Origin of the sequence: Billgrantia saliphila, from assembly GCF_002930105.1 — a bacterium.
Taxonomy (GTDB): Bacteria; Pseudomonadota; Gammaproteobacteria; order Pseudomonadales; family Halomonadaceae; genus Halomonas; species Halomonas saliphila.
Map to the genome: position 1 here is coordinate 1 of NZ_PJRN01000032.1, position 18,825 is coordinate 18,825.

The 18,825-nt window shown below is 59.8% G+C and carries 17 protein-coding genes and 1 pseudogene; 7 read left to right on the forward strand and 11 right to left on the reverse strand.

Features of this window, described 5'->3' with window-relative positions:
* The first annotated feature begins 252 nt into the window (after nt 1–252).
* Both CYJ07_RS19810 and CYJ07_RS20935 read left to right on the forward strand, forming a co-directional pair.
* Complete coding sequence (locus tag CYJ07_RS19810; protein ID WP_104205423.1) at nt 253–1,092, forward strand: IclR family transcriptional regulator; 840 nt, start codon at nt 253–255, stop codon at nt 1,090–1,092.
* Between the two features lie 52 nt (nt 1,093–1,144).
* Nucleotides 1,145–1,321 (forward strand): annotated as a pseudogene (locus tag CYJ07_RS20935) (hypothetical protein); the annotation flags it as partial.
* A gap of 249 nt (nt 1,322–1,570) precedes the next feature.
* Here the strand turns inward: CYJ07_RS20935 and CYJ07_RS19820 are convergent.
* The 4 genes from CYJ07_RS19820 to CYJ07_RS19835 form a co-directional block, all read right to left on the reverse strand.
* Nucleotides 1,571–2,362: a thiazole synthase gene (locus CYJ07_RS19820; RefSeq protein WP_104205424.1), complete on the reverse strand. Its 792-nt coding sequence runs from the start codon at nt 2,360–2,362 to the stop codon at nt 1,571–1,573.
* A gap of 25 nt (nt 2,363–2,387) precedes the next feature.
* Complete coding sequence (gene thiS, locus CYJ07_RS19825; RefSeq protein WP_422666983.1) at nt 2,388–2,591, reverse strand: sulfur carrier protein ThiS; 204 nt, start codon at nt 2,589–2,591, stop codon at nt 2,388–2,390.
* On the reverse strand, nt 2,591–3,619 hold the full coding sequence (locus CYJ07_RS19830) for a YeiH family protein (RefSeq protein ID WP_104205425.1): 1,029 nt from the start codon (nt 3,617–3,619) through the stop codon (nt 2,591–2,593). Before CYJ07_RS19830 ends, thiS begins: the two co-directional genes overlap by 1 nt.
* 253 nt (nt 3,620–3,872) lie before the next feature.
* A complete protein-coding gene (locus CYJ07_RS19835) occupies nt 3,873–5,504 on the reverse strand; it encodes a GMC family oxidoreductase (RefSeq protein ID WP_104205426.1) in 1,632 nt (543 codons plus the stop codon).
* A 218-nt stretch (nt 5,505–5,722) separates the two neighbouring features.
* Between CYJ07_RS19835 and CYJ07_RS19840 the strand changes: the two genes are divergently transcribed.
* From CYJ07_RS19840 to CYJ07_RS19855, 4 genes are all read left to right on the forward strand, one after another.
* Nucleotides 5,723–6,958, forward strand: a complete 1,236-nt coding sequence (locus tag CYJ07_RS19840) for a TRAP transporter substrate-binding protein (RefSeq protein WP_104205427.1) — start codon at nt 5,723–5,725, stop codon at nt 6,956–6,958.
* A complete protein-coding gene (locus tag CYJ07_RS19845; RefSeq protein ID WP_104205428.1) occupies nt 6,958–7,560 on the forward strand; it encodes a TRAP transporter small permease in 603 nt (200 codons plus the stop codon). Before CYJ07_RS19840 ends, CYJ07_RS19845 begins: the two co-directional genes overlap by 1 nt.
* 11 nt (nt 7,561–7,571) lie before the next feature.
* Nucleotides 7,572–8,849, forward strand: a complete 1,278-nt coding sequence (locus CYJ07_RS19850) for a TRAP transporter large permease (RefSeq protein ID WP_104205429.1) — start codon at nt 7,572–7,574, stop codon at nt 8,847–8,849.
* Nucleotides 8,850–8,930: 81 nt separating this feature from the next.
* Nucleotides 8,931–9,713, forward strand: coding sequence for an IclR family transcriptional regulator (locus CYJ07_RS19855; protein WP_104205430.1), 783 nt, complete (start codon nt 8,931–8,933; stop codon nt 9,711–9,713).
* 275 nt (nt 9,714–9,988) lie between these two features.
* Here the strand turns inward: CYJ07_RS19855 and CYJ07_RS19860 are convergent, their stop codons facing one another.
* The 4 genes from CYJ07_RS19860 to CYJ07_RS19875 form a co-directional block, all read right to left on the reverse strand.
* A complete protein-coding gene (locus CYJ07_RS19860) occupies nt 9,989–10,477 on the reverse strand; it encodes a universal stress protein (RefSeq protein WP_104205431.1) in 489 nt (162 codons plus the stop codon).
* A 74-nt stretch (nt 10,478–10,551) separates the two neighbouring features.
* Nucleotides 10,552–11,892, reverse strand: a complete 1,341-nt coding sequence (locus tag CYJ07_RS19865; RefSeq protein ID WP_104205438.1) for a TRAP transporter large permease — start codon at nt 11,890–11,892, stop codon at nt 10,552–10,554.
* 37 nt (nt 11,893–11,929) lie between these two features.
* Entirely contained in the window at nt 11,930–12,457 is a 528-nt protein-coding gene (locus tag CYJ07_RS19870) for a TRAP transporter small permease (protein ID WP_104205432.1), read from the reverse strand.
* Between the two features lie 84 nt (nt 12,458–12,541).
* Complete coding sequence (locus CYJ07_RS19875) at nt 12,542–13,540, reverse strand: TRAP transporter substrate-binding protein (protein WP_231489704.1); 999 nt, start codon at nt 13,538–13,540, stop codon at nt 12,542–12,544.
* Nucleotides 13,541–13,899: 359 nt separating this feature from the next.
* Between CYJ07_RS19875 and pdxR the strand changes: the two genes are divergently transcribed.
* Nucleotides 13,900–15,375, forward strand: coding sequence for a MocR-like pyridoxine biosynthesis transcription factor PdxR (gene pdxR, locus CYJ07_RS19880; RefSeq protein WP_104205433.1), 1,476 nt, complete (start codon nt 13,900–13,902; stop codon nt 15,373–15,375).
* A gap of 43 nt (nt 15,376–15,418) precedes the next feature.
* Here pdxR and CYJ07_RS19885 read toward each other — a convergent pair whose 3' ends face one another.
* From CYJ07_RS19885 to thiO, 3 genes are all read right to left on the reverse strand, one after another.
* Entirely contained in the window at nt 15,419–16,858 is a 1,440-nt protein-coding gene (locus CYJ07_RS19885; protein ID WP_104205434.1) for an NAD(P)/FAD-dependent oxidoreductase, read from the reverse strand.
* A 42-nt stretch (nt 16,859–16,900) separates the two neighbouring features.
* Entirely contained in the window at nt 16,901–17,293 is a 393-nt protein-coding gene (locus tag CYJ07_RS19890) for a nuclear transport factor 2 family protein (RefSeq protein ID WP_104205435.1), read from the reverse strand.
* 168 nt (nt 17,294–17,461) lie between these two features.
* On the reverse strand, nt 17,462–18,598 hold the full coding sequence (gene thiO, locus CYJ07_RS19895) for a glycine oxidase ThiO (protein ID WP_104205436.1): 1,137 nt from the start codon (nt 18,596–18,598) through the stop codon (nt 17,462–17,464).
* Between the last annotated feature and the right edge of the window lie 227 nt (nt 18,599–18,825).

Consider the following 18,825-nt stretch of genomic DNA (forward strand, 5'->3'; position numbering starts at 1 on the left):
GAAGGCCTCGGACGGGGTCATCTTCTGTTTGCCCTGCACGACATGGCGGGCGTCTTGGTTCTCTGGGGTGCTCATCGGGGTCCTCCTCGGCGATCGCCGAAACGTTTTATGGTACGAATTGTTTCTTTTTTTGGAAACCTGCAGTGAATCTAGCGCCGTAGCAATAAAGCAGTCAAGAAGAGATTTCGGAAAACGGTACAAATTGCTTTCTTTTTGGAAATAACGTAACTTATTGGCAAAGGGAGGTATGCCATGACCAGCCAAAAGACCGAGACATACAGACTGGAAGGTGAAACTCCGGCACAGCGACTCTTGGCGCTGCTGGAAGTCATCGCTGACAAAGACCAGTTCTTCACCTTGCAAAGCTTGGTTGACGAGACGGGCATGCCCAAGCCGACCTTGCACCGAATGCTGCAGCAGCTTGAGGGCTCCGGCATGCTCCAGCGCGAGGCCGACGGACGACATTACGGAAAGGGAGGTCGCCTCCGCCGACTCGCTGAGAAACTGCTACTCAACGACACCGTACACGGAGCTCGGCATGCCGTGCTTAGCCAGTTGGTGGATGAGGTGGGAGAGAGCTGCAATATCACTGCCCTCTCAGGAAGTGAGGTGCTCTACCTCGATCGCGTGGAAACCTCTGAAGCGCTGAGATTCTTTCTTCACCCAGGTTCAAGGGTTCCGGTCCACTGCTCTGCCAGTGGCAAGCTTTTTCTGGCACAGATGTCCCCCGCCCAGAGACGGCGGCTGCTTGGAGAAATCTCTCTCAAATCCTTTACCGACAAGACTCTGACAAACCTTAATACCCTTGAGGCAGAAATCAGCGACGTACGTCAGCAAGGATACGCCTTCGACAATGAAGAGTTCCTTCCGGGCCTGCTTTGCATAGCGGTCTTAGCCCCTGACCCAAACGGTGGCCGATCCAATCTTGGCATCGCGATTCAGGCGCCGATCATGCGCTTCTCCAAGGACAAAGCGCTGGAGTGCCTCCCGGCGTTACAGCGAGCGGCCAATGCCATCGCCGCCATTGATCGGGATGCAATGGTTCTGTCCGCTACCCAAGGGAACAAGAGCGCCAAAAGCGGTGGGAAATAAAGAAACCATCGAGCGATCCTTGATCGCCTTACACCACGCTTGACGGGGTGCCGTTGAAGGCTCGCGACCCGTCATCTGCGTACCCTTCCGCGAGATCGCGCTGTCACCGACCAAGACCTCCGGCGCCGACGAAGCGAACCCACCGCTACTGGTCTATGACACCTCGGGCCCCTACACCGCCCCGGCGGCACGAGACCCGCGAATGGATCATCCGCAACTCGCCGGTGCCCATCGGTACGCTGGACGGTGATCGAGAGGCAGTGATGAAAGGCATGGGGGAGTAGGCGAAAAAAGTTTCAGGAGCAGGGGGCGGAGCCCTACAAGGAGGTATGAGCACCGCAACGACGCTGCCGCAAGACTATTACGCCAGCCCCGAGGTCGGCGTGCTCAAATAAAGCCCACCAGCCCGCCATTCGAAAAACGCAAATCAATAATTTCAAGGTAAACCGGCCATGCAATTGGCTCAAACGGCCTGGCCTCAAGCGCCCAAACGCCCATCCATCGGCGAGGAGGGCTCGGCCTGTTCACGGCGCGGCATGCGTCCAGCGAGAAAAGCCCCTCGACCAGCCAGGACAGCAGCTTTCATGGCGCTGGCCATGGCTATCGGATCCCGCGCATGGGCGATGGCGGAATTCATCAACACGGCATCGCAGCCAAGCTCCATGGCCAGTGCCGCCTCCGAAGCCGTGCCGATGCCGGCATCGATCAATACCGGCACATTCGAGTGTTCGATGATCAGGCGAATGTTATGGGGGTTCTGTATTCCACACCCGGACCCGATCAATGAACCGAGCGGCATGATCGCGCAGCATCCAAGTTTTTCAAGTTCCGCTGCCACGATGGGGTCATCGCTGGTATAAGCCATGACATCGAAGCCGTCTGCGATCAGTGTCTCGGCGGCTTTGAGGGTCTCCACGACGTTGGGGTAAAGGGTCGTCTCGTCACCCAACACTTCGAGCTTGACCAGGTTGTGGCCGTCCAGTAGCTCCCGGGCCAGGCGGCAGGTGCGCACAGCCGCGCGGGCATCGTAACAGCCAGCGGTATTGGGCAGTAGCGTATAACGGGACGGGGGCACCACGTCGAGCAGCGACGGCTCATTATTACCCTGGCCCAAGTTAGTGCGCCGCACGGCGAAGGTCACTACCTCGGTGCCACTGGCCTCGAGAGCGGCGGCGGTCTCGGTGGCATCCCGGTATTTACCGGTGCCTACCAACAGACGTGAGGCGAACTCGCGCCCGGCGATGCGTAATGGTTGGTCGGATAGGGTCATGCGGGCTCTCCTGAATAGCGGGGTGTTAGCCACCGCCGATGGCATGGACGATTTCGATCTGGTCACCCGCGGCGAGGTAAGTCTCTGCATGGCGACTGGCAGGTACCACCGCCTCGTTCAGTTCCACGGCAATACGTGTCCCGGCCAATCCGAGCTCTGCGAGCAGGTGATCCAAGCTGCAGCCCTCTTCGAGATGGTGGGGTGCGCCGTTGACCTGAACTGTCATCATCACCAAGTCGCCAGGTCGAAGTGGATAAAGGCCAGCACCAGCAATAGCAGGAACAGCGTCTCGGCCACCATCAGGATTACTGGTTTCCAGCCCACTACAGCCAGCTTCTGGAATGAAGTTTTAATGCCCAAGGCGGCGATAGCGGTTACCAAGCACCAGCGCGACAAATCGGTGAAGCCCTCGGCAACCAGTGGCGGGATCCAGCCGAGACTGTTAATACCTACCAGGGCCACGAAGGCGATCAAGAAGCTTGGAAGCATGGGTACCTTACGATTGCCCTCCTCCTCCTGGCGATGGCGGCGAAACAGAAACATGAAGATCATCACCGTTGGCACTAACATGGCGACACGCAGCAGTTTGACGAAAGTCGAGACGTCGCCAGTGCTCTCCGAAATCATGTAACCAGCACCGACCACCTGGGCCACATCGTGAATAGTACCACCGAGAAATATCCCCGCCTCGCCATCATCAAGCCTTAGCACACCGACAATCAGTGGGTAGGTCACCATAGCCATAGTTGAGAGCGTGGTAACGCCGACTACGGTCATGATGGTGTTGCGTTCATGGGTGGCATGACGAGGCATGACAGCCGATAGCGCCAAAGCCGCTGAGGCACCGCAAATGGCCACCGAACCACCGGTGAGCAAACCCATGTCACGGTTCAGGCCAAGGAGGCTCGCCACTACGGCGCCGAAGGCTATCGTGAAGGCGACACCACAAACTACAGTGAGCACCGGTCCGACCCCCAAGTCGGCTACCTGTTCGATGGTGATCCGCACACCCAGCAGCGCAACGCCCAGCCGCAGGATCGTCCTGGCCGCGAACTCCACTCCCGCCAGGCAGCGCCCCTCCTCAGAGAGGAAATGCAAGGTCATGCCAAACAGCAAGGCGTAGAGCAGCGTAGGCCCGCCGTAGTGATCGGCAATGAAGGTAGTGGCTAGGGCGATAGTGATACAAATCAGTACCCCCGGCATCTTACGCTGGAAGGCTTCCAGCAGGCGCGGCCGGATGGCTTCGAGACTGGACATAACAGTTGCTCCCTCAAGCGGCTGGGTCGGACATGGATCGCCGCCTTGGTGACAGGGGATACACCACTGGCGATGCATCCCGAGCGTTGCTGGCATTAGCGCACGGCCATGACATCGGGCCGGCCGGACAGGTTCCTCATCAGGCATCACGCACGGCACGGGACCGCGCTCGGCCTATGTTGGTGCATGGTGCCTCGCGGGCACCGCCGGGGTTAGCACCAGTTGTCCGCCAGGCTTGAGGCCAATCGGCGGATCAGGCGGCTCCGCGCGATGCCCCCCGGGAGGCCTTGATAATGTCGGCGGCCTTCTCGGCGATCATGATGGTTGGTGCATTGGTATTGCCGGATACAATCGCCGGCATGATCGACGCGTCCACCACGCGCAGGCCCTCCAGACCATGTACGCGAAGTCGGTCATCCACCACCGCCAGCGGGTCATGCCCCATCTTGCAGGTGCCGGCGGGGTGATAAATGGTCTGACTGAACTGACGGGCTGCATCCAGCAATTGCTCGTCACTCTGGTAGTCCGGCCCGGGCACGTATTCGCCGGTGATGACCTCGGCGAGCGGGGCTTGCGTGGCGATGCGGCGCGCCACCTTGATCGCGTCTACGGCGACGCGACAGTCCTCCTCGGTGTTCAGGTAGTTGGGCCGGATCGAGGGATAGACACCTGCATCGGGGCTGATTATGCGTATGGACCCACGGCTGGTGGGGCGCAGCTGACAGACCGAGGCAGTGAAGGCAGAGAAGGGATGCACTCCTTCGGCGGGCTTGTCGGCGGAGAGGGGCTGCATATGAAACTGGATATCCGGACGCTCCAGCCCCTCCCGGGACCGGGTGAAGACGCACACTTGGCTGGCCGCCAGTGTCAGCGGCCCGGTTCGGGTCAATAAATACTGGGTGCCCACCGCAAGCTTCATCAAGGGATGGCGTACTTCATCATTGAGCGTTCGGCAGCGAGTCTTGAAGACCAGGCGAACTTGTAGGTGGTCCTGAAGGTTTTCCCCTACGCCGGGCAGCTCGTGGAGGCACTCGACTCCCACCTCCTTGAGATGCCCCGGATCCCCGATCCCGGAGCATTGCAGGATCTGGGGGGAACCAATGGCACCACTGGACAGCAGCACCTCGTGGTTGGCCTTCACCCGGTTCGTCTGCCCACCCTGGCGATACTCCACCCCTACCACCCGCTTGCCTTCCAGCAGTAGCCGCTGACAGTGGGCGTGCTTGATCAGCGTCAGGTTACGGCGCTTGAGCGCCGGGCGCAGGAACGCCTTGGCCGTCGAGCAGCGAAAGCCCTTGTAGGATGTCTGCTGGAAGTACCCCACCCCTTCCTGGGTCGCCCCATTGACATCAGGATTCTCGGGGATTCCGGCCACCTTGGCCGCTTCGATGAAGCGCTCGGCGATCTCGCGCCGCAGCCGTAAATCCGAGACATGCAATGGGCCATCTGCGCCATGGTACTCGTCGGCGCCTCGCTCCTGACATTCGGATTTCTTGAAATAGGGCAACACCGAGTCGTAGTCCCAACCAACATTGCCGGCCGCGGCCCAGTCGTCATAGTCCTCACGCTGGCCACGGATATAAAGCAGTCCGTTGAGAGAGCTCGACCCCCCTAGGACCTTACCTCGTGGCCACTGCAGCTGCCGCCCCTTGATGCCCTCATCGGGATCGGTCAGGTAGCACCAGTCGGTGGACGGGTTGTGCATGGTCTTGAAATAGCCTACCGGCACATGAATCCAGGGGTTCCAGTCGGCGCCCCCCGCCTCCAGTAACAGCACAGACACCCCTGGGTCCTCGCTTACGCGATTGGCGAGCACGCAGCCTGCCGAGCCGGCACCGACGATCACGTAGTCGTAGGCGCCTTGCGTTGGAGTTGTTGAATTCATTGCAAAACCACCATTTTTTCGAGACTTACAGTCTCGATAATACTGATGCTTAAAAATCACATGGTCAATATCGAGACCAAAAGAATCATTTTTTCTTGATCTGTGAACACCTGCGTCCTATGGTGGATCCAGCGGATTGTCGCGGTGGCTCTTCCCCACCCCTGCAAGCCCGCCGCATCCCTCAAAGATCAACCACAAGATTCGGGAGCAACGCCCTCATGTCGCCAACTCAATCCAACCGTCCCGGCATCTCACGGCGCGATTTCCTCAACATCTCCGGACGCTTCGGCGTTACCTCGACGCTGCTCGCGGCCGGTGGCCTCGGTGCCGGCCTCACGGTCAGCAGCCTGGCCCGGGCCGCCGAATCCGAGCAGCAGCGCCGCTATCAAACCGAGCCACAGTTCCAGCTGCGCTTCGGTGCCTCGGGCTTCAACGCGCGCAATCTCGACATCCAGAAGTCCGGGCAGCTGTTCTTCGCTCGCGACCTGGAAGAACGAACCAACGGCGCCATCCGGGTCGAATTCATGGGTAGCAATGAGGTCTGCAATCAGCTCGACTGCGTCAGCAAGGCCCAGCAGGGCATCGTCGACATCTTCTCGGCCTCCACCCAGAATTCCGCCGGCGGTGCGCCATATCTGAACGTGCTGGACTTCGCTTACATGTTCCCCAGCGTCGCCTCGATGTTTCACTTCTTCTACGATCCACGCAGCGAGACGCTGCTGCGGGAACCGCTGCGCCAGCGCCATAACCTGCAGTTCTTGTTTACCCACTGCGACCTGCGCGGCCTGATGATGGGGCTCAGCTGGGCCGACAAGCCATTGGTCACGAGCCTTGAACAGCTACAGGGCACCAAGAACCGCGTCACCGGCACTCAACTGGGACGCATCGCCATGGAGCAGTTGGGCCTGAACCCGGTCCCCGTGGCCTGGGAAGAAACCCTGGACGGCCTCCGTCAGGGGCTGCTCGACGGTGCCGAAACCTGGATGAGCGCGGTGGCCTATGCCGGCATGGCGCCGGTCATCTCCCAGGCGGTCGACCTGCGCTTCTTCGCCGGCACTGAGCATACCGCCATGAACCTGTCTAAATTCGAGAGCCTGGGCAGTGAGTTGCAGGAGCAGGTGATGGAGTCGGCCTATGCCGCACAGATCTTCACCCAGGGCATGAACGAGGCCGGACGCTATCAGATCGTCGGCGCTTCCGAGCACCCGGCCACGGGTACCGTATTTGCCGAGCACAACGTGAGGGTCGCGCCGCTGTCGGACGAGATTCGCGCCGAGGCCGAACGGAGGTGCGCCCCGGAGTTCAATCCCGAGCCCTGGGAACAATGGCGTGAGCGCCTGAACGCCTGGGCCGGTGGCGTCGATATCTACCAGGAGATTCATACCATCGCCCGGGAGATACCCCGTGATATGGTCGCGGTCAACGTGGCACCGAAGCGCTGGTGGAGGGCCTGATGACACGACACGACACGACTCGGGGATCCAACGTGGAGGCGTCCAGAGACGCCTCCTGGGCGCTCGGCAGTCCGGCCTCGGGGTGGTGGGCACCGCTGAGGTGGATCGACGCCAACCTGGAGAAGGCCATCATTCTGATTTCGTACAGCGGGATGGCCGGCATCATCTTCGTCGAGGTGATCCGGCGCTTCTTCTTCAGCCTACAGGCCCCCTGGAGCACCAGCATTCCAATCCTGCTGTTCCTATGGCTGACCTGGTTCGGCGCCTCGCTCAACGTCAAGCAGCGCACCCACCTCTCGCTCAACGAGATCCGCATGCGCCTGCCCTACACCGGCCAGTTCCTGTGCCAGATCTTGGATGCCGTGCTGTGGATCACCTTCGGCGCCCTGGTCATACGCTTCACCATCGACCAGGTACAGCTGGCGCACATGAACTTCGCCATCGTGCCCGGCACCGATAACGTCATGCAGTGGTGGTTCTATCTCGCCACGCCGCTGGCCTGGGTGTTGATCATCATCCGCGTGTTGCAGAACTTGATCGCCGACGTATGCCGCTTCAGGCGCCATGAGCCGTTCGACCTGCAACCCTCGATCATGGACTAGGAGACCACGACATGACTGACGGACTCATGATCGGCCTGGTCACGGCCGGCTGTACTACCTTCTTCCTGCTCGGCGTTCCGATCTTCCTGGTCATCGGGCTATGGGTCGTCGGGACCAGCCTGGTAATCGACTTTACCCTGGCCAATATTGGCGTCACCCTGTTCCAGGGTCTGAGTTTCTTCGGGTTGCTGGCCCTGCCCCTGTTCATTCTGACCGGCGACCTGATCAATGCCGCTGGCATCGCCAAGCGGCTCTCCGACTTCGCCTATTCGGCGCTCGGCTGGCTGCGCGGCGGCATGGGCATGGCCACACTGTGCGCCTGTGGGCTGTTTGCCGCCATCTCCGGCTCCAACGCCGGCACCACGGCGACCATCGGCTCCATCATGCAGCCCGAAATGATCAAGAACGGCTACGACGACCGCTTCTCCGCGGCCACCGCCGCCTCGGGAGGCACCGTGGGCATCATCATTCCGCCCAGCATCATCTTCATCGTCTATGGCTTCATGATGAACCTGTCGATCAGCGACCTGTTCATCGCCGGCATGATCCCTGGTGCCATGATGGTGTTCGGCATGATGGCGGCTTGCCACCTAGTGGCACGGCGCCACGGCTGGGGTACCCTGATTCCCTTCAAGGTCGGTACTAGCGCGCGTTTCGCACGCCGCGCCTATCTGGGGTTCGCCACCATCGGCGTAGTGCTCTACGGCATCTACTCGGGCAAGTTCTCGCCCACCGAAGCCGCTGCGATCACCGTGGGCTTCACCCTGATCGCGGGACTACTCATCACCAGGGAGATCCGCTTCACCGCCCTGCCGGGCATCCTGCTGCGCTCGGGCCAGATAGCCGGCATGCTGGCACCGCTGATCGCCATCTCAGTAGTGATGCAACAGCTGCTGTCGGTGCTGGGCGCCGGCCAAGCCCTCGAGGGGCTGCTCAGCGGGCTCGGCAACTATTATGTGATCCTTGGCGCCTGCATGCTAATGATCCTGTTGGCGGGCATGATCCTCGAAAGCCTGCCGGTCACCATCATTCTGGCGCCAATCTTGGCCCCCATTGCCCAGAATGCCGGTGTTGACCCGATCCACTTCGCGGTGATCTTCTTGGTCGGGGCCGCCATCGGCTTCGTCACGCCGCCTTTTGGCCTCAATCTCTATGTGGCCAGCAGTATTACCGGCATTCCCTACCTGCGCCTGGTGAAGTTCGTGATCCCCTACTTCATTGCTCTGATCGCCTGCTGGATCGCGATCTCCCTGTGGCCGGCACTCTCGCTATTCCTGGTCAGCATCTGATGACAACGCGGCAAGCCGTCCCAGGCTGACCACGTTATCATGATGTGACCCAGTGCCGCCTATCGCAAACAAGGATCGCCTATGCCTACCGACAGTCCCACTTCGCGCCGCAACACGACCAATTCCACCCTGCAAAGAGGACTGTTGCTGCTCGAGGCCATCGCCACCGCACCCCACGGGGTGAGCGCCGCCGAGCTGGAGCGCCGCCTGGAGATTCCCAAACCAACCCTTCATCGCCTGCTCAAGCAGCTCGAAGACCAGGACCTCGTGGTGCGCGATCTGGAAGGCCGACATCTTCTGCCCGGCGAACTCCTGCACCGCATCGCCATGGGCGTGCTGGCCAATGAGAGCCTCAAGGCCCCCCGGCGCATGCTGCTCAAGCGCCTGGCCGACGAGGTCGGCGAGACCTGCAACCTGACCCTGCTCGACGGTCACGAAGTACTGTATTACGAAAGGGTCGAGACCAATTGGCCAGTTCGCATCCAGTTGCCTCCAGGCTCCCGACTGCCACTGCACTGCACCGCCAGCGGCAAAATGTTCCTGGCGTTAATGCCCCCCCATAAGCGACGCTCATTGCTTCAGCATCTTCCCCTGGAGGCTCACACACCCTTCACCGCCACCACAACCGAGACGCTCGAGGCTCGCCTGGATACCATCGCCGATAACGAGTTGAGCACCGACGATGAGGAATTCATTCAGGGGATGGTCGCCATAGCGGTGCCGGTCTATGACCAGGCGGGACGCATACAGGCCTCGCTGGCCATCCATGCGCCCCGCCTTCGCCACTCTATTGACAGCCTGAAGGAGTGGGTGCCACTGATGCGCCGCATCGCGGCGGAACTGCAGGAAACCCTGTGGGCCTGACGGGCCGAACCTCACGGACGCTGCCACAACGCCCTCAAGAGCCATCCCGGTTGACAAGCCGAACCTTGGCTATCAGCCTTCATCGACCGCAATGATCAGCCGATCGAGCTGATGCTTCGTCATCCAAGATATGTAGACGACGCGCGGCATAGAGCGCGGCGCCCAGGCCTGCCCAAATCACCATGGAACCCCCTATACGTGACACTAGAACGCCAGCCGAGCTCGAATCACCGGCAATGAGATCTCGGCTCGTGGCTTCCGATTTAGAGGTTGCCTCAGCTTTTCACCGGCACGACGATCACGGGTATCGGGCTTCGTTTCAGCACACCACGAGTCACCTTGCCCACATAGGACATGGTAAAACCGTGCTTGTTGGAGGCCATCACGATCACATCACAGCCCAGTTTCGAGGCTATGCCGACTATCACCTTGGCCGGGTAGCCCTCAGCCACTTCTAGGCTAGCAACCCGGGTGTCGCCGGACTCATCTCCCTCGCCATAGAGGCTCCAGAAATTTGCCATCTTGTCTTCCAGCTGTTGCCTCGCTTCGTCCAGACGCTTACGGATAAGCTCTTGCATGGTCTTCTTGTCGCGAATATGGACGCGCAGCGTGTTCATGACGTCATCATCCAGCGACTTGACGGCATGAAGAACATGCAGCTTCGCCCCAGTGGCGAGTGAGAGCTTGAATGCCTGCTCCAGTACCGCATGGCTGTCACTGCGAAGCCCGACACAGCAAAGAATATTTTCGATTGACCTGTCCATATTTCCTCCGTCACCTAGGATGACAACTGCACTTCGCCTGGCCAACTTTTGGAGCCGACACACCAATGCCCAATCTAATAGCCCATCACTCCCGGCAACCAGAGAGAAATCTGCGGAACATAGGCAACAATGAAGAGCGCGATAATAGATGCAGCGGCAAACGGCAAGGCGCGGTAGGAGATTTCCTCAATGGAGGCCCCGCCAATTCCCGAGGCAACGAACAGGTTCTCGCCGAGCGGCGGTGTCTGGAAACCGATTGCCAGTGCACATACGACCACAATACCCACATGGACGGGGTCGGCCCCCAGCATATACATGATAGGCAGTAAGACGGGCGTCAGAATCATAATGGCCGCGAGGGTTTCCATGAACATACCGACGAACAACAGGAACATGATGATCAGCGCCCAGATGATGTACATGTTCTGGGTGAAATCCAGCATGGCCGACGCAATGTAAGCAGGAACACGCTGTTCGACCAGAAGCCGACCGAAAACCGTCGCGGTGAACAGGATAAGCAGCACTCGCCCACTTATCCAGGTCGTGGTTTCCAGTGTCTTCATTGCCGGCCGGAACTTCAGCTCCCTGTGGATGAATATCCCCACGATCAACGTATAGAAGATGGCGACGATGGCCGACTCCGTAGGCGTGAACACCCCTGAGTAGATACCACCGAGAATGATGATGGGCGCCAGAATCGACCAGATACCACGACGCAGTGTTTTCTTTATCGCCTCAGTCGACCAGTGATCGGTGAGGCCACGATATCCATGTTTTCTCGATAAAAGATAATTCATGATTAGCAGGCAACCGGCTATCACTATGCCGGGGATAATACCGGCAATGAACAACTTGGGAATCGACAAGGTCTGGAAGCTGCCGTGTGCCGCCACCGCTTCCGGGGGAGGTGTCATACCCATGCCGGTGATACCAAAGATGACCATGGGAATGGAGGGGGGAATCACGACGCCCAGGCCGCCGGAGGAGGCGGTAATGGCAGATGCATATCCCCGATCGTAGTGCCGCTGCACCATGGCCGGGATCATCAACATGCCAACGGCAGCCGTGGTAGCCGGACCCGAGCCAGAGATAGCACCGAAAAACATGCAGGCGAAGACAGTTGCCGCCGCGAGCCCCCCCGTTGCTGGCCCGGCGAACGCCTCGGCAATATCGACCAGCCGACGCGAGATCCCTGCGGCTTCCATCAGGGCCCCGGCGAGGATAAAGGCGGGTAATGCCATGAGCGGGAACGAGCCAACCGAGGTAAAGGCGATCTGAACAAAAGTGGCAGGATTCTGGCCAATGTAGAGAAAGGCCGCCAGGGCCGATACACCAAGAGACGCCGTTATGGGAGCTCCAAGCAATAGCAGCAGGAAGAAGGTGCCAAATAGCACATATACAATAGTGGGATCCATGAGGCTGTCTCCGATCACTCAGCTCTTTTCGTGAGTTTCATTTTTTTGTGCGCTGCATTTCTTCGATTTTCGCATCCTCCGGATCCACGACCCTCCGATTCATTACATGTTTGGCATACATATTCTGTAGAATACGAATAGACATGACCAAGAACGCAAGCGGGAGAATTAGGTAAAAGTACTTCATTGGTACTCCCATCGTCTGGGATTTCCAGAATACATTCATGCGATTGAACACGAAATCGTAACTCAAATAAACGAAATACAGGTTGAACCCCACCCAGATCAAATCAGAGATTATATTGCAAATTTTCTCGACAATACGAGGAAAAAACTTGAACTGAAATGTCACGCGATTATGGGCCGACATTTTGGCTGCGTACACTGCCCCCACATAGGCAAACCAGACGAAAGCATAAGTGGCCAGCTCATCACCCCAAGACAATGAACCATTGAATATATTACGCAGCACAATTTGAACAAACAGCAAAATCACGAAGAACACCAGGAGGAACTGGCAAATATAATTTTCCAGATTGTCGAACACCTTCAGAAGCTGTTTCATGACGGTCGCCCCCGATGCCTTGTCTGATGTATTCCAAACGCTGCACTGACATCACCCAGTGCAGCGTTCACGGACATTCGGCTGTTAGTTCAGGTCCCGACCCAGCGCCTGTAGCGCCTCTTCCAGTCGCTCCTCGCCCCCGATGCTGTCATAGAAGCGCGGCCAGATGCTCGAGGCACGCTCGATCCATTCGCTCTCACCATTGGCGGGCTCGATGATCTGCATGCCGTGCTCTTCCACCAGGGCCTGCTTGATGCTTTCTTCCGACTCCAACAGGTAATCATAGCTGTAGGCAGTGGCTTCTCGGCCCGCTTCCAGCACGAGTTCCTGCATATCGGGGCTCAGACTCTGGAACTTGGATTCGCTCATGACCAGCGGCTCCAGCGAGAACACGTAGCAGATATCGGTGATGTAATCCTGCACCTCGTAGAACTTCATGGCATTGATAGTAATGTACGGATTGTCCTGCCCATCCACGACGCCCTGCTGCAGGGCTGTGAAGGTCTCCGACCAGGCCATCGGCAACGGATTGACACCCCACTCCTGATAGGAGGCAATCATTATCTCGTTTCGGGGCACGCGAATGGTAAGTCCTTGTAGATCATCCGGGGTGGCGACCGGCTTGCTGGAGTTGCTCAGCACACGACACCCTGAATAGGCCCAGGAAAGCACCCTGACTCCGGCATCCCGGATGGTATTTTCTGCCAGCTGTTGTCCGATCTCACCCTGGGTGAGGATCTTGGCGTCTTCCGGACTGGTAATCACATACGGCAGGGTAAGAACACCCACTGTGGGAGAAAAAGGGGTGATGTTATTTATCGCCAGGACCGACAGATCCAGCATTCCCATGCTGGCGCTGCTGACCGTGTCCTGTTCGCTACCCAATTGGCCGTTAGGAAACATATCGATGGTTACCTGGCCATCTGTCTTTTCATGGATCAGTTCGGCGAACTTCTCCCCCATAGCATACTGGGTACCGCCTTGAGCATCTCCCAGCGCCATGCGCCAGGTCTCGGCCAATGCATTCTGGCTGATAACGGCACTGACTGCCGCCGCGGTAACGGAAAACATTATCTTGTTCATGCAACTCTCCCAGCAATGTCTTGTTATTGACTTGTACTCACCCTGGAGCAGCCACTCGGTTCGTCTTGTCTGAATCGGGCTGTTCCCTGAGGTTCACTTTACCCCCCCGTCATCGGGGCACTAGTACCAGACACCACCCGTCGATTGGTCCAGCCCCCGGCATGGTGATGTCATCGACTTATCAGGCCATCATCGCCGCTGATCGGGTGATGCAACCCATTGATTTTTCGATTGTCTAACTGGACATTTAGGCACATTCTTGGCATGTTCGAAGAACGTGGGTGACGGCGCCCGAGCCCCACTCACTTGCATCGACTCGCCAGACCCTTCCCGGGGATGGCTTTCATCGTGGGCCAACCATGTGCCAGCTACTGTTTCATCTCGATTCAAGCCTTCCGGCGAGCCTCCAGCAGCAACTGCGTGAACAGATCGTGCATGCCATCCTGGATGGACATATCCCGCTCGAAGAGGCACTTCCTTCCAGCCGCAAGCTGGCGCGCGAGCTACAGGTGGCGCGTAACACCGTGATGCTGGCCTATGAGCAGTTGCTCGACGATGGCTATCTGATTGCCAAGAGTCGCAGCGGCTACTTCGTGAATCCGGAAATCCTGGAAGGTCGAGCCGAAAAACCGGTGCGTCTCAACGATATCGACGCCGAGCGTATGCCTTGGGAAAGGCTACTCACGGTCCGGCCCTCGCAGCAGGAAACCATTCAGAAACCCAGCGACTGGCATCGATACGACTACCCCTTTCTGTACGGGCAGATCGATCCGGCGCTCTTTCCGACTCAACACTGGCGGGAATGTGGTCGAGACTCCATGAGCGTGCCGGCCATTCGCAGTTGGTCGGTTGACCACCTCAACGATGATGATCCCCTGTTGATCGAGCAGATTCACAAGCGCCTGCTCCCCCGGCGTGGCGTCTGGGCCAAGCCCGAGGAAATTCTCGTCACGGTCGGCACCCAACAGGCACTTTGGATCGCTGCCATGCTGTTGTTGAAGCCGGGTCGGCGGTTCGGGATGGAGAATCCCGGTTATGTGGATATGTACAATATCGCCCGGATTTTCACCGACGATATTCACCTGTTGCCGGTGGACGAGCAGGGCATGCGACCGGTCGAGGAGTTGATGCAGTGTTCCTTGGTCTACACGACGCCCAGCCACCAGAGCCCCACGACGGTAACCATGCCACTCGAGCGTCGGCGGCAGCTGCTCGACATGGCCGAAATCGAGAACTTCCTGATCATCGAGGACGACTACGACAGCGAGACCAACTACCTCAGCAACCCCACGCCGGCACTCAAGAGTCTCGACCGGCATAGCCGGGTCATCTATGTCGGCAGCCTTTCCAAGACCCTAGCGCCCGGCCTGCGACTGGGCTACATGGTCGCCCACCCGGCGCTGATCCGCGAGGCCCGCGCCCTGCGGCGACTTATGTTGCGCCATCCCCCGACCAACAACCAGCGCGCCCTCGCCCTCTTCCTTGATCGGGGCTATCACGACGCGCTGCTCAGGCAGATCCACCAGACGTTCGAGAACCGCTGGCACTGCATGAGCAAGGCTCTGAAGTGTCACCTGCCGACCTTCCATACCCCCTCAACGTTTGGTGGTTCCTGCTTCTGGGTCCGCGGCCCCGAAGGGCTGGACTGCACTCGGCTTCAGGCCCTGGCTCGTGCTGAAGGCATCTTGGTCGAATGCGGCAATCTGCACTATTTCGATCGTCCTGGCAGCGAATATATGCGCCTGGGCTTTTCCGCCATTCCCGAAGAACGCATCGAGCCAGGCATCGAGCGCCTGGCTCGATTGATCCCAAGAGCCATGGAAGGGGTAGACTAGTCGCTATACAGTCAGTAACGGTCTGTTATCGTCGCCAGCTTGGTCACAGCACTTCGTCCTTCAGATAGTACCAGCGATAGAGAAACCGCTGGCCGACACGCCGGAAGGGAGCGAAGGCCTGGGACTCGATCATTTCGCGGATATTCGGGAAGGGCAGCTTGGAGTTGAAGATCGGCAGGTCGAGTTGCCTGCTATCGCCAGCGATCCACTGCGCCAGGCGACGCCCGCCCTGGGCCGAATACATGACCCCGTTGCCGCCGTAGCCCAAGGCATAGAAGATGGTTTCGCTGGGGTCCGGCTGGTGGATGCGCGGCATCATGTCGTGGCTGACATCGACCCAGCCCCACCAGGAGTAATCCAGTGGAATGCCCTTCAGCGCCGGGAACTTTCGGACCATGTTATTGACCAGCACATTCTCGTACTTCTGCTGGGGTGCATCACGCCCGGTAATGGCACTGCGGCTGCCGATCTGCAGCCGGTTGTCCGGCAGCAGGCGATAATAGTGCCGCAGCACGCGCGTATCAGTGATGACCTGATGCGTCCTGAAGCTGCAGGCCTTGATCTCGTTCGCCGTGAGCGGCCGGGTGACGATCGAATTGGAGAGGATCGGCAACAGGCGATTCTTGAGCTGAGGGTGCAGGCTCTGGGAAGTATAGCCGCCCGTGGCGATGCCCACGGCCCGGGCCCTGACCACCCCACCCGGGGTCTTGAGATAGTGCACACCGTCGCGCGTTTCCCAGCCCTGGACGGGGCTCGACGGGTGCACCCTGGCCCCCAGGGCCCGGGCCTTCCTGAGATAGCCGAACGCCAGCTTGCCGGCGTGGATGCCGATCCCCTCGGGCTCATGCATGGCACCGGCGGCTTCCTGATCGCCGACCCAGTCCCGCTTGACCGTGTCGCCATCCAGGATCTGCGCATCGTAGTCGAAGACGTCACGCAGCAGCCTGGCCTCCTTCTCCAGCTCCGGCATGACCTTGTCGCGATGGGCGATATAGAGGTGCCCGCCGGGCTGGGGGTCGCAGTCGATATCCTGAATCAGCGTCTTGAAGGTCTCCATTCCCTCGACACACTCGGCATGCAGCTTCAGTGCGGTATCCAGACCATAGCGCTCGATCCACTGGGAGCGCTTGAGGCGTCCCGAGGCGCACTGCGCCTGGCCACCGTTGCGGGTGCTGCAGCCCCAGCTGGTGCGATTGGCCTCGAGCACGGTCGCCCGGATGCCGTATTCCTGCGCCAGGAAGATGGCGGTCGTCAGGCCGGTGAAGCCGGCCCCGATGATCACCACGTCCACGTCCATGTCCTGGGTCACCGGGCCGTCATCGGCCGGGGGCTCACCCGCGGTGCCGATCCAGTAGGTCGGCGCGTAGTCACGCCCCTGCCCCGGTGTGGTGCTCTTTAGCGGATCATAAGCCGGATCATAAGGCTGGGATGGTGCGGTAGCGCTGCGTCGCTCTTCTCCCGCCTTGCTGGTCATTGTCTCCATGATCGACTCCTGTGTGTCGGGATACCGCGGCTCGCACCGTCCTTAGCCTTTGTTGCCTGCAATCGGCGGCCGGTTCTTGCGGAAGGCGTTCTTCACGGCGATCTTGCCGTCGCGGAAGGTAAAGGCATCGATCATGCGGGCCTCGGAGCGGACCCCGTCGATGGTCGTGCCCTTGTAGGTGGTCTCCGAGAAGCCGCGGTTGCCGATCACGAAGTGCTCACCATCGACCCAGCAGGCATCGGGAGCGGCCTTCCAGGCATTCTCGAGACCCTGTCGCACTTCGGCCTGGCCGACGAAGCTCTTGCCTACCAGTTCCGGGCCGGCAATGGCATGAAACACACAGTCATCCGTCATCATTTCCATCACGGCATCGATATCATGACGATTCAGGGCGTCGCTGAAGGCCTTGAGAAATTCCACATCCGGCTGGCGCATTTGCCTCTCCCGTATACTGATTGCTTGTCAGGTATTGCCAACTCGCTCTGGCTGCATTGCTGCGTCTTACACTTTCCAGAGCCTGTGAACGAGGGTACTGGTCCTCCGCGCGCGCGCTTAGCGCCAGTTGGCAACCAGGCGTTGGGCCAGCGAGGTTCTCATCAGCGCTCAGCCGATCAGCGAGGTCGGCTGGCCATGAACGGCCAAGCGCCGATCCGGACGATAGGGCGAGGGATCGATCAGTGAGACGCGTCCCAGCAGTTGGTCAACCAACAGCCGCGTCGAGGACGGCGCCAGCACCAGGCCATTGCGGTAATGGCCAGCATTGACGTGCAGGCCTCGCACGCCCGGTACGGCACCGATGAAGGGAATGCCATTCGGCGCCGCCGGCCGCAGCCCGGCCCAGTGGTGTTCGATCTCGCAGTCGGCCAAGGCCGGCAACATGGCGACGGCGCTCTGCCACAGAGAGTCACGCGCTATCTGAGTGGGGGTCTTGTCGAAATCCGCCTCCTCCAGGGTCGAGCCGATGAGCACACGGCCGTCACCACGGGGGATCAGGTAGCGACCGTCGGCGAGCACCACCCGTTCGAGCAGTTGCCTGCCGGGCATCGGCGGGGTACGGAACAGCATCATTTGGCCCTTGACCGGACGAACCGACAGGGCCAGGCCGAGTTTGCCGAGCAGCACACCGCTCCAGGCCCCGCCACAGAGGATCACCTCACCCGCAGCAAGGCGACCCCGTGACGTCTCCACTCCCGTCACTCTGCCCCGCTCAATGCCTAGCCGCTCGACGGTCGCGCCCTCCTCAAGGGTCACACCAGGCAGTGATATCAGCCGGGCTCGTAGCGCCCGGCAGAGCCAGGGATTGCGAATGCTGCCCAGACTAGGCATCCAGAGTCCCGAGCGGAAGCCGGCGGCCAGCCAGGGTTCCTTGGCGTAGATGAAGTCGGCCTCGATCGACTCGAGGGGCTTGTGCTGACGTCGTGCCCAGGTATAGGCCTGGTCACGGTCATCCACGCGCAGATAGAGCAGGCCCTTCTGGCGATACTCCGGATCGATGCCGGTCTCCTCGAGAAGGCGTGCCGCCAGTTGGGGATAGGCCTGCTCCGACCAACGCGACAGCTGGGAGACGGCATCACAGTACCGCCAAGGATAGAGCGGCGAGACGATGCCGCCCCCGGCCCAGGAGGCCTCCCGGCCACACTGCCCCCGCTCCACCAGGGCCACCGAGTGGCCGGCCTCGGCCAGTTGCCAGGCGGTCATCATGCCGATGACGCCTCCGCCGATGATTAAAAAATCCGTCATGAGTTTTCTTCCCCCCGAAATCAAGAAACCCCGGTCCGACGAGTTGCTCGCCTGGCGACCGGGGCTATCCTGGTGCTGTCTCGGCAAATACCTCAGACGTAGTCCTGATACTTCTCCAGCAGTCGCACCGGCTTCTTCAGTGCGTCGCGGCGGAAGGGATCACCCAGCTCGCGCGTGCACATGATCTCGATAACGCAGGTCTTGCCTTCGTTCATCTGCAGGTCCAC

Coding starts and splice junctions, on each gene's coding strand:
- CYJ07_RS19810 (WP_104205423.1), top strand. CDS start 253: ATGACCAGCCAAAAGACCGAGACATACAGACTGGAAGGTGAAACTCCG.
- CYJ07_RS19820 (WP_104205424.1), bottom strand. CDS start 2,362: ATGACCCTATCCGACCAACCATTACGCATCGCCGGGCGCGAGTTCGCC.
- thiS (WP_422666983.1), bottom strand. CDS start 2,591: ATGATGACAGTTCAGGTCAACGGCGCACCCCACCATCTCGAAGAGGGC.
- CYJ07_RS19830 (WP_104205425.1), bottom strand. CDS start 3,619: ATGTCCAGTCTCGAAGCCATCCGGCCGCGCCTGCTGGAAGCCTTCCAG.
- CYJ07_RS19835 (WP_104205426.1), bottom strand. CDS start 5,504: ATGAATTCAACAACTCCAACGCAAGGCGCCTACGACTACGTGATCGTC.
- CYJ07_RS19840 (WP_104205427.1), top strand. CDS start 5,723: ATGTCGCCAACTCAATCCAACCGTCCCGGCATCTCACGGCGCGATTTC.
- CYJ07_RS19845 (WP_104205428.1), top strand. CDS start 6,958: ATGACACGACACGACACGACTCGGGGATCCAACGTGGAGGCGTCCAGA.
- CYJ07_RS19850 (WP_104205429.1), top strand. CDS start 7,572: ATGACTGACGGACTCATGATCGGCCTGGTCACGGCCGGCTGTACTACC.
- CYJ07_RS19855 (WP_104205430.1), top strand. CDS start 8,931: ATGCCTACCGACAGTCCCACTTCGCGCCGCAACACGACCAATTCCACC.
- CYJ07_RS19860 (WP_104205431.1), bottom strand. CDS start 10,477: ATGGACAGGTCAATCGAAAATATTCTTTGCTGTGTCGGGCTTCGCAGT.
- CYJ07_RS19865 (WP_104205438.1), bottom strand. CDS start 11,892: ATGGATCCCACTATTGTATATGTGCTATTTGGCACCTTCTTCCTGCTG.
- CYJ07_RS19870 (WP_104205432.1), bottom strand. CDS start 12,457: ATGAAACAGCTTCTGAAGGTGTTCGACAATCTGGAAAATTATATTTGC.
- CYJ07_RS19875 (WP_231489704.1), bottom strand. CDS start 13,540: ATGAACAAGATAATGTTTTCCGTTACCGCGGCGGCAGTCAGTGCCGTT.
- pdxR (WP_104205433.1), top strand. CDS start 13,900: ATGTGCCAGCTACTGTTTCATCTCGATTCAAGCCTTCCGGCGAGCCTC.
- CYJ07_RS19885 (WP_104205434.1), bottom strand. CDS start 16,858: ATGGAGACAATGACCAGCAAGGCGGGAGAAGAGCGACGCAGCGCTACC.
- CYJ07_RS19890 (WP_104205435.1), bottom strand. CDS start 17,293: ATGCGCCAGCCGGATGTGGAATTTCTCAAGGCCTTCAGCGACGCCCTG.
- thiO (WP_104205436.1), bottom strand. CDS start 18,598: ATGACGGATTTTTTAATCATCGGCGGAGGCGTCATCGGCATGATGACC.